The 16,146-nt window shown below is 40.3% G+C and carries 12 protein-coding genes; 9 read left to right on the forward strand and 3 right to left on the reverse strand.

The genetic code is table 11. The features are described from left to right. Positions 1-62 precede the first annotated feature (62 nt). From HQN86_RS05910 to HQN86_RS05930, 5 genes are read left to right on the forward strand one after another with little or no spacing between them, the layout of a single operon-like run. The gene (locus HQN86_RS05910) at positions 63-3,218 is read left to right on the forward strand and encodes a SusC/RagA family TonB-linked outer membrane protein (protein ID WP_172660073.1); all 3,156 of its coding nucleotides are present in this window, start codon (positions 63-65) and stop codon (positions 3,216-3,218) included. Positions 3,219-3,236: 18 nt separating this feature from the next. Next, positions 3,237-5,093 (forward strand): RagB/SusD family nutrient uptake outer membrane protein, encoded by a 1,857-nt coding sequence (locus HQN86_RS05915; RefSeq protein ID WP_172660074.1) that lies wholly within the window; start codon positions 3,237-3,239, stop codon positions 5,091-5,093. A gap of 10 nt (positions 5,094-5,103) precedes the next feature. Then, positions 5,104-7,038 (forward strand): heparinase II/III family protein, encoded by a 1,935-nt coding sequence (locus HQN86_RS05920; protein WP_172660075.1) that lies wholly within the window; start codon positions 5,104-5,106, stop codon positions 7,036-7,038. 5 nt (positions 7,039-7,043) lie between these two features. After that, positions 7,044-8,429 (forward strand): SGNH/GDSL hydrolase family protein, encoded by a 1,386-nt coding sequence (locus HQN86_RS05925; RefSeq protein WP_172660076.1) that lies wholly within the window; start codon positions 7,044-7,046, stop codon positions 8,427-8,429. 17 nt (positions 8,430-8,446) lie between these two features. Next, positions 8,447-9,706, forward strand: a complete 1,260-nt coding sequence (locus HQN86_RS05930; RefSeq protein ID WP_172660077.1) for a polysaccharide pyruvyl transferase family protein — start codon at positions 8,447-8,449, stop codon at positions 9,704-9,706. Between the two features lie 13 nt (positions 9,707-9,719). Here the strand turns inward: HQN86_RS05930 and HQN86_RS05935 are convergent, their stop codons facing one another. Beyond that, positions 9,720-10,592 (reverse strand): helix-turn-helix domain-containing protein, encoded by an 873-nt coding sequence (locus HQN86_RS05935; RefSeq protein ID WP_172660078.1) that lies wholly within the window; start codon positions 10,590-10,592, stop codon positions 9,720-9,722. Positions 10,593-10,795: 203 nt separating this feature from the next. Between HQN86_RS05935 and hxlB the strand changes: the two genes are divergently transcribed. From hxlB to HQN86_RS05955, 4 genes are all read left to right on the forward strand, one after another. Then, positions 10,796-11,386: a 6-phospho-3-hexuloisomerase gene (gene hxlB / locus HQN86_RS05940; RefSeq protein WP_172660079.1), complete on the forward strand. Its 591-nt coding sequence runs from the start codon at positions 10,796-10,798 to the stop codon at positions 11,384-11,386. A 29-nt stretch (positions 11,387-11,415) separates the two neighbouring features. After that, positions 11,416-12,048, forward strand: a complete 633-nt coding sequence (gene hxlA / locus HQN86_RS05945; protein ID WP_172660080.1) for a 3-hexulose-6-phosphate synthase — start codon at positions 11,416-11,418, stop codon at positions 12,046-12,048. A gap of 142 nt (positions 12,049-12,190) precedes the next feature. After that, on the forward strand, positions 12,191-12,502 hold the full coding sequence (locus tag HQN86_RS05950) for an antibiotic biosynthesis monooxygenase family protein (protein WP_172660081.1): 312 nt from the start codon (positions 12,191-12,193) through the stop codon (positions 12,500-12,502). An 11-nt stretch (positions 12,503-12,513) separates the two neighbouring features. Continuing rightward, on the forward strand, positions 12,514-13,917 hold the full coding sequence (locus tag HQN86_RS05955) for a sulfatase-like hydrolase/transferase (RefSeq protein WP_172660082.1): 1,404 nt from the start codon (positions 12,514-12,516) through the stop codon (positions 13,915-13,917). Positions 13,918-13,926: 9 nt separating this feature from the next. On the opposite strand, the gene HQN86_RS05960 is transcribed toward HQN86_RS05955, so the two are convergent. Both HQN86_RS05960 and HQN86_RS05965 read right to left on the reverse strand, forming a co-directional pair. Beyond that, complete coding sequence (locus HQN86_RS05960) at positions 13,927-14,367, reverse strand: SRPBCC family protein (protein WP_172660083.1); 441 nt, start codon at positions 14,365-14,367, stop codon at positions 13,927-13,929. Between the two features lie 217 nt (positions 14,368-14,584). Further along, positions 14,585-16,024, reverse strand: coding sequence for a hypothetical protein (locus HQN86_RS05965; protein WP_172660084.1), 1,440 nt, complete (start codon positions 16,022-16,024; stop codon positions 14,585-14,587). Between the last annotated feature and the right edge of the window lie 122 nt (positions 16,025-16,146).

Genomic DNA, 16,146 nt, shown 5'->3' on the forward strand with positions numbered 1-16,146 from the left:
TATGAGTCTGTAATTGTTGCCGGATCAGACATAGGATTGATTTTACACTAACCAAATATAATATGTTAACCAAACCACTAAATCTTTGTGGGACCATTACTTTCAGCGTGATTTTTACCTGGATATTGGTAATGGCTTTACCATCGGCTGGAAATGCGCAAAGCAAAAACATTTCAGGTAAAGTAACCTCGTCTGACAATGAACCGCTCTTCGGTGTCACCATATTTGAAAAAAACACTAAAACCGGAGCCACTACCGATGCTGATGGCAAATTTGTGATTACAGTTTCAAATGCAAATGCCACTTTATCATTCAGGTACGTTGGTTACCAATCAAGGGATATCCCTTTAAACGGCAAGAACATCATCAACCTTGCTCTTAAAAGTCTTGATAATGCATTGAATGAGATTGTAGTGATTGGCTATGGTGCAACCGCACGAAAAGACCTGACCGGATCTGTCGGGCAAGTGAAAATGGATGAATTTGAGAAGGCACCGGTAAAATCATTTGACGAGGCCCTGGCCGGAAGAGTAGCTGGTGTTCAGGTTTCAGGCGCCGATGGGCAGCCTGGGTCAATAAATAATATTGTGATAAGGGGAGCAGGTTCAATCACACAAGACACCTCACCATTATATGTTGTAGATGGTTTTCCATTAGAAGATGCGAACAATAACTCCATAAATCCAGCAGATATTGCGGCTATCGATATTTTAAAAGATGCATCGGCCACAGCCATCTACGGGGCAAGAGGAGCAAACGGAGTAATCATTATTACCACCAAAAGAGGAAATATAGGTGATCCGGTGATTGCTTACAATGGGTACTATGGTTTTCAGAAAAATACAAAAACCATCGATTTAATGAGTCCCTATGAATTTGTAAAATACCAGTTAGAGCTTGATCCGGCAAATACGAACACAACCTATCTAGCCGATGGGAAAACACTTGACGACTATAAAAATGTAACGGGAATTAATTTTCAGGACCAAATTTATCGGAATGCCCCCATGCAAAGTCATGATATCTCAATAAGGGGTGGGTCTGATAAAACACGTTATTCGATCTCAGGAAACATCATTGGCCAGGATGGGGTGGTTTTAAACTCCGATTTCAAACGTTACCAGGGACGAATTACACTTGATCAGAATGTAAATCAAAAATTAAAAATTGGGGTTAACCTAAATTATAGTTATAGTGCATCTAACGGAAGTATAGTTAATGCTGCCTCGCCAATCCAATCTGCCAGTACCAATCTGCTTTATGCAGTATGGGGCTATCGTCCTGTAAGTGGTAACGATAACAATCTTGATGATGAACTATTTGATCCGGGCTTCGACTATAATGTAATTGCTGATTACAGGGTTAATCCGGTGATTTCTGCTAAAAATGAACTTCGGCGCCGGTTGATCACAGGATTAATCGCGAACGGCTATGCGGAATACAAAATTATTCCATCTCTTACCCTAAGAGTTACAGGCGGCATCACCAATAATATGCAGAGAGATGAGGCCTTTAATAACTCCCAGACCCGACTGGGTAATCCACGTAATTCGAGTGGTGTGAACGGATCAGTTTATTATAACCCTTCTACCGTTTGGCTAAATGAAAATACACTCAGCTATAAAAAGATTTTTAATAAGGTGCATGATCTTACTGTATTGGCAGGGTATACCATGCAAGGAAATAAAACGGGAGTAAATGGCTTTGCTGCTCTCAACGTACCTAATGAATCATTAGGCCTTGATGGTTTAGATGAATCGCCTTCCCTGATCGGTACTTCATTAAGTTCCAGATGGGGCCTTTTGTCGTACCTCGGGCGCATAAATTATAATTATAAATCAAAATATTACTTTACTGCGTCTTTCCGTTCCGATGGATCTTCAAAATTCGCACAGGGGAAGCGCTGGGGGTATTTTCCTTCTGGTGCACTATCATGGCGGATGAGTGCTGAGGAGTTTATGAAGAAATTTACATTTATTTCTGATGCTAAACTACGTTTAAGTTACGGCGAGACAGGCAACAATAGGGTTGCCGACTTTTCCTATCTCGACCAGATCACACAACCCAATTCCGCGGGTTATTCCTATGGCAATGGCTCTCCTTCTAAAGGAGCCATCTTAAGTGCTTTTGGAAATGCCAACTTAAAATGGGAAACTACAAAACAAGTGAATATTGGTTATGATTTAAGCCTTTTTAAACAACGTGTAAATGTAACTCTTGACATTTACAGAAAAACAACCCATGATCTGTTATTGCAGGCCCTTTTGCCTTATACCACCGGATTGTCTGATGCCTATAAAAACGTAGGGAAAATGCAAAATCAAGGTCTTGAAATCTCACTGAGCACGGTTAATATTCATAGGAAGGAATTTAACTGGAGTTCAAGTTTTAACATCAGTTTCAATAGAAACAAAGTACTGGCACTTTCTGAGAACCAAACTTCTTTAAAAAGTCCGGTAGGTTTTGATCAAAAATGGAATGCGCTTTCTCCTTACATAGCCCTTCTTGGACAGCCAGTAGGGCAATTTTATGGTGCAATTTGGGATGGTGTTTATCAGTATGAAGATTTTGATAAGAGCCCCCAAGGCGTTTATACGCTTAAAGAAAATATTCCCAGAAATGGAAATCCTACGGTGCAACCAGGCGATATCAAATATAAAGACCTTGATGGCGATGGAAATGTTAATGCAAATGATTTTACGGTAATTGGACGCGGTCTTCCTAAGCATACAGGTGGTTTATCAAATAATTTTTCTTATAAAGGGTTTGATCTTAATGTATTTCTTCAATGGTCATACGGAAACGACATCATCAACGCTAACCGTATGCTATTTGATGGCAACGGAAAGCAATCCAGGTTTTTCAATCAGTACGCAAGTTATGCCAATAGATGGCAGCCAGATAATCCCAGTAATACTTTGTTTCGAACCGGAGGGCAGGGGCCATTTTATTACTCAAGCAGGGTAGTTGAAGATGGTTCTTACCTCCGGTTAAAAACGATATCACTGGGCTATAATTTTCCATCAAGAATATTCCAAAAAGCACAGCTTAAAAGTTTAAGGATTTACGCTTCTGCTCAAAATATTGCAACATGGACAAATTATTCCGGACCAGATCCTGAAGTGTCCGTCCGAAATTCTACCCTTACCCCCGGATTTGATTTTTCTGCCTATCCCCGTGCAAGCACGCTCATATTCGGGTTAAACCTATCATTCTAACTGATCTATTATAAAAGTATGAAACTGATAAAATATTTTTACCTCACCATGCTGGTGGCAGCAGCTACTTCCTGCCAGAAAGTGCTGGATACCAACCCAACGGATTTTATTAACCCAGACGCTTATTACAAAACCCCGGAGCAGTTACAAAGTGCCCTCAATGGTATATACAATTCATTGGGCACTCAGGAGGTATATGGAAATAATTATTTATATATGTTCAATACCAATACAGACGAATCTTATGGTAGAATAGTGGAACTTACAACGTCCTATCAATATGATGCCGCAGATCCCAAAAATGAATTGTTCTGGAAAGGCCTGTATGTAGGTATTGAACGGGCCAATTTATTGCTTTCGAAAGTAGACAATGTAACCATGGACCAAACCGCGAAAGATGTGATCAAGGGGCAAGCATTGTTTCTGCGCGGCTTTCAATATTTTATGCTGGTGAGCAATTACGGTGATGTTCCATTGATCTTTACCCCAACTAAATCAGTAACAGAAGTTAATGTTGCAAGGACACCGATGAAAGATGTTTATGCGCAGATTACAAAGGATATGATTGATGCGGAGGCTTTATTGCAAACGCAAACGGCTACGGTTCTGGGGTCAGGGGGGAAGGTTACCCGAACTGCAGTTCAGGGGATGCTGGCCAGGGTATACCTTTATATGGCAGGCTTTCCGTTAAAGGATACAGAAAAATATAAAGATGCACTGTTCTGGGCCAATAAGGTTGTTAACCCTACAGGAAGCGCACCTGAACACGCCCTTAACCCCGATTATAGAGATGTTTTTATTAAATATGCCAGGGAGCAATATGATGTGAAAGAAAGTATGTGGGAATTGGAGTTCTGGGGCAACAATACCGGAGGCGTTAATTTGGGAAACACTTATACCGGGCGCTTTTGTGGAATTACCTGCAATGATGCCAATAAGGGCTTCAGTTCCGGTTCGATAAACGCGACCCGAAAATTGTATGCTTCCTATCAAGTCAATCCTTTGAGCAATGATAAACCCAATAAGGCTTCTTTCGACTGGAGGAGGGATTGGAACTGTGCTAATTATACTTGGGGTACAGGTGCAACAGCTAAAAAGACCAACGTGACAGGTACCTGGGTTATGAATGCAGGAAAGTGGCGCCGGGAGTATGAAGTTGTGAACCCCAAGGATAAAAACTATACCTCCCAGAATTTCGCATTTTTGCGTTATTCTGATGTACTGCTTATGCTTGCCGAAGCAGAAAACGAAGTTAACGGGCCTGCAAATGCTTATCAGTATGTGAATTTGGTTCGTAAAAGAGCTTACGGCATATTATATGGAAATGTGATTAAGCACATTGCTGTAACCAATGGCGGCTCAGGCTATACCAGTGCTCCCACAGTAACAATCAACGGCGGCGGCGGCAGTGGGGCTACCGCCGAGGCAACCATCTCAGACGGTTCAGTTACTGGAATTACCATTACTTCGCCAGGGACATTAACAGTAGGAGGCCCTTATTATACTTCCGCGCCAACAGTTACCCTTATTGGCGGTGGAGGAACCGGTGCTAACGCTACAGCGATAATTACTGAACCTGATGACGCTGACCTTTCTGCATTGCAAATTTCAAGTAAATCGGAGCTTTTAGAAGCGATAAAAGAAGAAAGATCAAGAGAATTGTGTTTTGAAGGATTAAGGAGAAATGACCTGATTCGCTGGGGCAAATTTGTTGAGGATATGAAGAGCTTTCTGGCATATGCCAACGCAAATGCAGGAACTGCAACGAACATTACTACTGCCGCTACTAAGGTGTCGGCCAGAAACATTTTTATGCCAATTCCTATTCATGATATTCAACTGAATAACTTACTGATACAAAATCCGGGATATTAGTTTTAAAGCTATGAGATTAGTGTACAGAATAATGACCCCAGGGCTAATTATCTCTTTGTTCGCAATAGGAGGAAGTATAGTAAGCGCCCAAAGCCTTAAAAATACCGTTTATGATAATTCAAAACCTATTGTACAGGTCCAACCCCTGGATATGCAAAGAGTTGATCAAATTGTGGCCATGTTACCAGATAAGCCTTTCGGATTCGGGGATACCTATAAAAACAGGAAAGCCTGGGACATGTTGTTTAAAAGCGGGAAGTATAACAGCGTAATCAGTAGTGCCGACAGCTCACTGAACCTGTCATTTCCGGCCTGGAGTGACGACGATTATTTGGCATACTGGACTAAAGGGACTTCTGTTCCAGGTAAAAATATGCTACAAAAACGCCTCTTATGGCTAACCTGGTATGTATTTGCAGAATGCCTTACGGATAAGGGGAAATATACAAGAGCCGCAGAAAATGCATTACTCGAGCTGTGCCGTCAAAAATCCTGGGTAAACCCCACACATGATTATAACAAGGTAAATTTTGAAGGTAAAAAATACCTGGTCGAATTATCGGCGGTAAGTTATGCACAGCACATTGCACAGGCGCTATATCTGTTAGATGATAAGATCGATCAAAAAGTTAAAGAAGAAGCGATCAAGGCTGTGCAGGAACGGGTATTTGATCCTGTATTAAATTCAATTGCAACAGGAAACAATGAAAATTTCTTTTTAACAAACACCAATAACTTTAATGCAGTATGCCTTTCCGGGACAGTTGGGGCTGCTGAGACGATACTCAACAATAAGACTGAAAGGGCGAAATTTATTGCCATTGCGGAACGCTATCACAAAAATGGAATCCAGGGCTTTCTGCCCGACGGATATTGTACAGAAGGACTAGGCTATTATAATTATGGTTTTGGAAACTTTGTTCTTTTACGTGAAACAGTTTATAAAAGTACGGGTGGAAAAATCGATCTGTTTGCTGATCCAAAAGTAAAACTGATGGCCGAATTCCTTCCCAAAACTGTAGTTATCCATGGTGTTTTTCCATCAATTGGCGATTGCCGACCATATACCCAGCCCTCACCCTTTATTCTCTTTTATGTAAACCGGAATCTGGGTGTTGATATTTCAGAGTTTAAGAATGTGGTTTTTCCAGATCGTCCTGTGGACCTGGCAACTAGTATCCTTTCTGTTTTTCCGGAAAAGGTATCAGCAAAGCAACTTCCAATCAAAGAATCAGAATCTGACCTGCGATCCTATTTTGATCAGGCGGGTGTGCTCACTGTCCGCCCGGGCGCAGCGTCCGAAATGGATATGGGGGTGGCAATAAAAGGGGGCAACAACAATGAACATCATAATCATAACGATGTTGGATCTTTCTCTGTTGTAGTAGGAGATGAGGTTTTAATGGGCGATCCGGGGATTATCCCATATACATCAAAAACATTTGGACCAGAAAGGTATTCTTACAAAACCATTGCTTCCTATGGGCATCCGGTACCGCTCATTGCCGGTCAGCAGCAAATACCAGGTGCTGCAGCAAAAGGGAATGTCCTTAGCACCAGCTTTACCAATGAGCAGGATAAAATGGTTATGGATATTGCCAGTGCTTACCCAGTAAAGGAACTCAAAAAATTGGAACGGGAATTTATTTATAACCGCAAACATAATGGATTTTTTAGCGTAACAGATCATTTTGCATTTAGTGAGTATCAGAGTTATGAAACCGCCCTGATCACCAGAGGTAGCTGGAAGCAGATCGATGCCAATCAAATCGAAATTACCGGCAAAAAAGATAAGTTATTCATTACCATAGTAACTAAAGAAGCGTTTGAAATTAAAAGTGAGGAACTTTCTGAGGGCGGAAAGCCTTATACCAGATTGGCCTTGCGTTTTAAAAAACCAGTAAAGGAGGGAACTGTTCTGATGATTTTTAAACCTTGTAAGTAAAAAGTATGCCGTTATTTTCGCCAAGGTTAAGGGCAGTATTTATTATCCTGTTCATTTCTACATCATTTGGATTTGCCCAGCAAAACAACAAGAGTTTTTTTCCTGCCGGAAGCAGGGTGTGTTTTATTGGAAACAGCATTACCAACAATGGCGAATACTACAATGACTTATGGATCTATTATGCCACTCGGTTCCCGGCTCAAAAAATACGTTTTTACAATTGCGGAATATCAGGAGATGTTGCAACGGGAATTTTAAAAAGAATGGATAAAGATGTGCTCATCCATCGGCCAACTCATGCGGTAATGATGATAGGCATGAATGACGTAAAACGGGAACTTTATGGTAAAGCAAATTCTAATGAAACCTTAAAGCAACAGGCATTGGCAGCATATAGGAGCAGCACAGAGGCTGCGGTAAAAATTTTAAAAAAGAACGTAGAAGGTGTTACGCTGCTGAAACCATCTATTTATGACCAGACCGCAGTTATGGAAACAGAAAACCTATATGGTGTAAATGATGCTTTGCAGCGTTGTGCAGAACATATGCAATTTTTGTCTGAAAAGTATCATACCAACCTGGTCGATTTTCAATCAGTATTGCTCCGCATCAATAAAGAAGAGCAGTTAAAAGACCCTGTTTTTACCATCATCGGTAAAGATCGGGTACACCCACAGTCGGCAGGACATTTTGTAATGGCCTATCAGTTCCTGAAGGATACAAAGTCGCCCCAATACGTATCTAAACTGATTATTGGAGATGATTTAAAAGCATCGCAAGAGGGTAGCTTTAACGCAGAAATAAGAAAACAATCAAATACAGACAGCTTATTAACTTTTGAATGTCTTGAGAAAAGCCTGCCCTTTCCGATTAAGGAATCTGCTGCCGATGCGCTCAAATGGGTTCCCTTTAATGAAGAGTTTAATACGGAATTATTGCAGGTAAAAAAAATATTACCGGGGAACTACCATCTTTTTATTGATGATGTTTTTATTGCAGGGGTTACTGCTAAGAACCTCTCGACGGGGATTAATCTTGCGCTATACAAAAATACGCCTCAATACCGGCAAGCCATAACGGTAATGAATACTTGCATAAAATACAGAGATGTGGAAGCAGTAATCCGCAATCTCCGCTTTGTTGAATTTATGCATCTTTCTGAACTTAAAGATGCATCAGATACAACTCTGGTGGCTGGATATCTTAAAAACCGACTGAAAACATTAAAAAGTGGCGGGCATTATGAATATCACCAGAAACAATTTAAGAATTACTTGCTGAAAAAGAGTTCAGAAACAGAAGCCCTCAGACAATTGTCTGTACTTGCCGACACTATTTATCAGGTAAATCAGCCACAGGTTCATGTTTTTAAGATTGTTAAACAGCAGTAAAGAAAGTTTGATTGAAGATGCAAAGAAGAAAATTTATTAAGAATGCTGCAGTTATGGCTGCACTTCCTGCTATTTCCAGCCTTATGGGAGCTATTGAAAGTGGCTATATTAAAGCAAATTCCAGGATATTACTACGCTCATCCTGGCAAACGGTAAACATAGGTGATATTGGCCACACTTTTGGAATAATGGAACTGTTTAAAACCTATTTGCCTGAGGCAGAGATCACATTATGGCCAAATAGTCTGGATAATGGCGTTGATGTGTTGCTAAAGAAGAGTTTTAGGAACCTAAAACTTGCCCCCGGAAAGATCGATGCATCAGGTAAACCGACAACACCGGCCTTGCAACAGGCATTTGAAACGTGCGACATCATGGTACATGGTTCCGGACCCTGGATTGTAGTTCCTGCTGATCTCGCCGCATGGCATAAACAAACCGGTAAGCCCTTTGGAATGTACGGAATTTCGCTGGTAGATGCAGATGTCAAATCTTTAGATCTAATTAATAAAGCCTCATTTATCTATTGCAGAGATACTGCTTCATTAGATTACCTGAAATCACTGCGATCTAAATGTCCGATAACTGAGTTTGCCCCGGATGCAACTTTTGCAATCAATCTTCGTAATGATAAACTTGCTGCTGATTACCTGGATTCGAAAGGATTGAAAAGTGGAGAATTTATTTGTGTCATACCACGACTGAGGTACACCCCTTATTGGAAAATGAAGAACATAGAGCCAACAGAGGAGGAATCAAAGAAATACATGATTTCGCAGTACTATAAAGACACCGATCATGCGAAACTTCGTGATGTAATGATCAGATGGGTACGGGAAACGGGTTTAAAGATTCTGGCGTGTCCCGAAGTCACATATCAGGTAGAACTGGCCAAAGAAATGCTGATAGACCCACTGCCCGAAGATGTTAAAAAACATGTGATATGGAGAGATACCTATTGGATTCCGGATGAAGCGCAATCAGTTTATGCTAAGGCAAGAGCACTGGTCAGTTTTGAAATGCACTCCCCGATCATAGCCTTTTCATCAAATGTTCCTGCTATTCATCTGAGGCAACCCACAGATACCCGAAAAGGACAAATGTGGGCCGATATTGGTCTTGCAGAGTGGCTTTTTGAAATAGATTTTACAAGCGGAAATCAGATAGGAGATGCCCTGATGGAAATTCACTCCAATTATCCCAAAACATTAAAGAAATTGGCAAAAGCAAAAGAATTTGTGGTCAGCAGGCAAAAAGACTCCATACATAAGATATAATCAATACCCAAGTTTAGCCTTCTATATCGCCAACTAAAGTGTTGAATTTTATCTTTATATGAGTTTTGGCTTGTTTCTGAAATTCTTCTGGTGTTTGCCCGGTTTGCTTTTTAAAGAATCGGCTAAAGTACGGACGGTCAGAAAAACCCAACTCATAAGCAATCTCTTTAATGGTATTCTCGCTGTGAATGATACTGCGTTTTGCCTCCAAAATAAGTCTGTCATGAATCAGTTGCATACCTGTCTTATTTAGTTTGTCCTTAAGGATTTGGTTGAGGCGTTTAGAACTAATCCCTAATTTGCCTGCATAAAAATCAGTGTTTCGAACTTGCTGGTAATTACTTTCCAACAGCATTAAAAATTCATATACCCTTTTTTGATGGATATCCTGGGTGGTGAATTCATGTTCTTTTACCTGGATCAGTTTAAGCAAAAAAACTTTGAGCAATGCCCTTACCATAACAATATTATTGCTGGTATATTCTTTATCCAGTAATTGGAATATTCCCGAAAGTTCAGTGGCTGATGTTTCATTTAGCCTGAGGCAGGAAAATTCACCCTGTACATTAAATATTTTGAAAAGATCAAGAAGAAATTCTTTATCTTCTTCTTCCAGCATACTTCTTTTAAAAGAAATCAGCTCGCCATTTTTTCCCGCTTTATTCAATTGATGAACCCTATATGGGGGGATCAGATAAATCCAGTCAGCCTTTGCCTCCAGTTCTGTGTCTTTTAGTGCGTGTAGGGCTTCTTCATTTTTTAGCCAGACAATCTCAAAAAAATCCTTCCGTCCGGGGTCATTAAGATAACTCGGAGGGCAATTACCCAAATTCCGTATATAAATTAACGATTTTTCAAGTCCCGGTTGCAGTGCTGCATTTATCATGGCATAAAGATAAGGACTATGAGTTTGTTGTATTGGACGATTGGGAAATTATGGTGGACTATTCGGAAACCCTTCTTTTTTTGTGGCTTATTTATGACTTTTTGACCCTTTAGTTTCCTGATTGTCCCACATAATGCGCTGATTGTGTAAGGCTGAACCGATTAGCCCTCATTACTTTTACGGAGGATTAAACAATAAGAAAAATGGAGATTGAAAACATAAGTGAGAAGCAGATTGCTAATGATATCCGTGCCAGTCTGGAGATGATTTTAGTTGAAAATACCTGGTTGTTAAAACAAATGGATTTCAACGAAGTGGCCACTCTGGTTAATTATGTTGGGTCTGCTAATCATATTTTTATTATTGCAGCCGGGCGTTCTGGTTTTGCGATGCGGTCGGCTGCAATGCGATTTATGCACCTGGGGCTTAAAGTTTACTTTGTGGGCGAAACCATTACGCCTGCCATACTAAAAGGAGATCTATTAATTGCGGCCTCCGGATCCGGAACAACTAGTACAATTGTAAGGGCGGCACAGAAGGCAAAGGAAGTTGAAGCCATTGTTGTCGCGATCTCAACTCAAGAGCACTCGCTACTTTCTGGTCTTGCAGATCAATTAATTTTGATACCTGCAGCAGGAAAGCAAGATCTTGAGAGCAGTCGCTCTAGGCAATATGCAGGAAGTTTGTTTGAGCAATTCTTGCTGTTATTAATGGATTCAGTATTTCAGTCATTGTGGAAATTTAATGGTATACCAGCCGCAGAGCTATGGAAAAGGCATGCAAATCTTGAATAAATACAATCAATCAATTATATATTATCATTATGGCAAAATTACAAGTAGCAATAGATTTATTAACCACAAAAGAGGCATTGGCATTGGCAGCTAAAGTAGCACCCTATGTAGATATTATTGAACTGGGGACACCTCTGATTAAGAACATGGGGTCGGCAGTTATTACAGCGATGAAAAACGCGCATCCTGATAAATTGGTTTTTGCAGACCTTAAAACTGCAGATGCAGGTGAGTTGGAAGCTGATGTCGCCTTTACTGCTGGTGCAGACTTAGTTACAGTAATGGGAGCAGCGGGAGATGCTACAATCATTGGCGCTGTTAAAGCAGCAAAAGCCCATGGCAAAGGGGTTGTTGTAGACACGATTGGTTATCCGGATCGGGTGAGACGCGCTCAGGAAGTAAGTAAACTGGGAGTGGAATTTGTAGAGCTTCACGCGGGTTTAGACGAACAGTGGACAGATGGTTATTCAATTCAGGTATTGATAGACGAAGCTGCAAGAGTTGGAGTTCCTGTTTCTGTAGCGGGTGGTGTAAACATCAGTAATGTGGTCGCTGTTGTCGAAGCGGGAGCAAAAGTGATAGTTGCAGGTGCAGCAATTTATGGAGCCGAAGATCCGGCAGCAGCTGCGAAGGAATTGCGTGAGGCAATTGATGCGGTATAGCGCCATTTGAGTTTGCTATTTAAGAATGTAGACGATTTTGAAAATGAATTAAGAAGGTCTTTTAATCGCAATTGAAAGACCTTCTTAATTCATTTTCAATTTATAATTTTCTATATTGTTAATCATTAACAAAAAGCCCAATATGATATTAGAAGTTGCTGCCCTGTATATTAAGGAAGGACGAAATGATCAATTTGAATCAGATTTTATAGAAGCGGGTCAATATATAAGTTCAATAACCGGATACATCAGACATAGTTTGCAGAAATGTATTGAACAAGACAACAAATACTTATTACTTGTTGAATGGGAAAATCTCGAAGACCATACAATTGGATTCAGACAATCTGAAGTATATAACAATTGGAAAGAGGCTTTACATCATTATTACGATCCATTTCCAATAGTAGAACACTTTCATGTTGTGGTTACCAATCCGTTACCAGCACATTAAAGGCGTAACATATGTTATTAAATCAAAAGAAAAGGAAATTACAAGCTTTCGGAATAATTGCATTTATACTAGTGCCTTTGCTGGGGTGGGTATTTCCTTCGAAAGCAAAACCTAATCCGCCGGTTAACAGGCCAAATATAATTTATATACTTACTGATGATATGGGGTATAGCGATGTGAGTAGTTTTGGGGGTAATTTTGTACCTACACCCAATATTGACAGGATTGCTGCTAACGGCAGGAAATTTACTCATTTTTACAGTGCTGCGCCAATCTGTTCCCCATCAAGGGCGGGTTTTATAACAGGTAACTATCCAGCAAGATGGAATTTTTCGACTTACTTAGATAATCGCAAACATAACCGTAATGCGCAGCAAGCAGATTTTCTTGACCCTGAAGCACCCACTATTGCTAAAATTTTTAAAAGCGCCGGATATGCTACAGGACATTTCGGAAAATGGCATTTGGGTGGAGGCCGTGATGTTACCAATGCGCCTGGATTTGAGAAATATGGGTTTGATGAGCATGCTAGTACCTACGAAAGTCCTGATCCCGATCCTTTAATTACTGCTACAAACTGGATCTGGTCTGAAAAAGATAGTATAAAACGATGGGACCGTACTAAATACTTTGTAGATAAAACATTGGAATTTATGCAGAAACATAAAGGACAACCTTGTTTTATTAATTTATGGCCTGATGATGTACATACTCCATGGGTACCTCGAAAAGAAACAGAATATACAGGCCAATATCCGATGAATCCGGAAGAAGAGGCTGCATTTAAATTGGTATTAAAAGAATACGATATCCAGATTGGCAGGCTGCTGGATGGGTTGAAAAAGCTTGGGCTAGATAAAAACACCATTGTTATTTTTACCAGCGATAATGGGCCGCTGCCAAGCTTTAGAGGCACTCGGGCTGCCGGATTACGCGGTACTAAACTTTCTTTGTATGAGGGGGGCACCCGCATGCCATTTATGATCAGTTGGCCTGGCCACATAACACCCGGTACAACCGACGAGACCTCGGTATTAAGCGCACTTGATTTGTTGCCTTCATTAGCTAAAATAGCAGGGGTAAAACTACCTAGCAGCTATCGCGGCGACGGTAAAGACCGTAGTACAGCGTTGCTGGGAAAGCCATCTCCTAGAAATATGGATATGTATTGGGAATATGGCCGTAATGATATCGCATTTAAATTTCCCAAAGGTCGCGATAAAAGTCCTAATCTGGCTATACGGTCAGGGCAGTGGAAGCTTTTGATGAACAGCGATGGTAGCAATGCACAACTGTATAACATTCAAAAAGATCAAAATGAATCCAAAGACCTGGCCGCAGATAACCCGAAAATTGTTCAGGGATTGAAAACCAAATTGGATAAATGGTGGACATCACTTCCTAAACTAAAATAATTATTTTATCTATTCTGAAAGTTTTTTTACTTCTTCCAGGCCCTTGGTAAAGCCGTTATTCATAACCTCCTCCCATTCTTCGCCTACCTGCACAGAAGCTTTAAGTTTAGTAATACCATTGTCTTCAGAAAGATGGTATTCTTCCAGGGAGCCTGCCCAGCTTTTCACCCTTTCGCTGGTGGTATCTTCTTTGCCATCTATTACTTCACCTAAATGCTCAAACACGATGTGATAAGGCTCATTTTTTATTTTAATGGTACTAACCATACCATTACCTTTTCCATCCAGGAAGAGTGTTTTACCACCAACCTTCCAATCACTTTCTACTTTGGAACCACCACCAGGATTAAAGGCGTCTGTCCATTGTGAATAAGTTGGCTCATTCCAAAGCGTGCTCCAAACTTTTTGGGCCGGTGCTTTGATCTCTTTTGTGAACTGTAATGTTTTCATAGTAATATTTTTTTAGGGTTAACATATTGTTTAACAAAACTATAGAAAAAAGTAAGCGCGTATGAGGTATTGATGCGACAATTTAAGGGCTTAATTACGACTTGTTTTATCTCTTATAAACAGCTTCATTTTTATATGGTTTGGATAGGGCAGATTTTTTCAACATAAAAAAGAGCAGCCATTTCATGGCTGCTCTGGGAACAAGGGGAATTGAGGGTTAATAAACTTTTTTCTGAGCATTAAACTCTGTCCAGGTTTTTAACCAGGTAGTACCAGCAGCTGTTCCGGCTGCAATTGCACCACGGGTTCCTACCGGAGAAGTTGCCTGAGGGATCAATACATCAGGGCTATAGCTATAAGTTGTATAATTTGCTGCTGTAGGGCCTGCGTAGAAAGAAGTAGGGAGTGCAGAACCTAATTTTAGATAAGCATTTGCAGAAGCACCAGTATTGTCAGGAGTTACAGAACCACCTGCTGCGGCAAAAGCATGCAGGATGTTATTGGTATAAGTACCTGAAGCACCACCTTCATAGATAACACCTGCAGGGAAACCAGCGATCACAGAATTCTGAATGTCAAGACCTGAATTTCTTCTCCAGCGATTACCCAACTTTAATGCAGTGTTATTTGCATTTGTTCCAAGTATGGTGAAGTTTTTTAAAGTAGGTTTTGTTCTTGGAGTTGCAGCACTTCCTGTTTTGTCATTGTCAGACTCAATACCATTTGCATCAGAACTTCCAGATGAAGTACTGTGAGTAGAATTGATTGCTTTTAACCCAACTGCATACTGGATAGAACCAGTATATCCAAAATCGAAATCGAAATCATCATCATCGCCACCAGCAGCTACAAGGTAAGTTGCATTTACAGTTCCACCGAAGAATTCAAAACTGTCATCAGCTGAGTAGGTTACCTGGATGTGATCTAAAGTAGTACCAGAACCAACACCACCTAAGGTTAAACCATTGATTTCATTGTCAGCAAAAAGTTTAAATCCAGGATATTCAATCCTTACATACTTTAATGTTCCTGAATTGTCGGCAGTTGTTGATCCACCATAACTAACATCAACGCCAGCAGGAGGAGTAGGTAATCCTTCGATTACAGTAGTGGTTGGTTTATTAGTTTGTGCACTACCTAATAAAATGATACCACCAAAATCTGCTGCAACACGACTACCTGGAGCTGCCGGAGAGGTAAATACAATTGGCAAAGCCTCAGTACCTACAGCATCAATTTTAGCACCTTTAACTACTACTAGAACACCGTGGATTGGTTTGGTAACAGTTTCCGGTAATCCTGTATCAGGATTGGTTTGAGTACCGGTGTAGTTTTTGTCTACTCCTGAGGAAAGAATTGTTCCTGCAGGAATTTTTAAAGTTTTACCAGAAGGTACATAACTAACTCCATCAATTAACCAAACTTTGCTGCTGGTTAGATTAATGATGTTGTCTGTTGCATTTCCGTCAAAGTTGTCCTGGATCACACCATCTGTGTTTACCGGAATACTTTGAGTTGGATTCGAAAATCCTGCTGATAAAGAACGATTGAAGTTACCGCTTCCGTCGTTGTTTTGATCTTTTTTACAGCTTGATACTGTAAGAGCGGCGGCGGCTACCATAGCTACCAGGCCTGCGTTTTTCAAATGTTTTACCATTTTTTTGATTTTAATTTTTAGTACTGCTAAGTTAAGGGATGTAGTGTTAAATTAATATTATTTATTTATTTTAATAATTTAATATTCAAATTGTTATGTTAGTTATATTAAGTATTTATTTA

The sequence above is a fragment of the Pedobacter panaciterrae genome, assembly GCF_013204795.1.
Lineage (GTDB): Bacteria > Bacteroidota > Bacteroidia > Sphingobacteriales > Sphingobacteriaceae > Pedobacter > Pedobacter panaciterrae.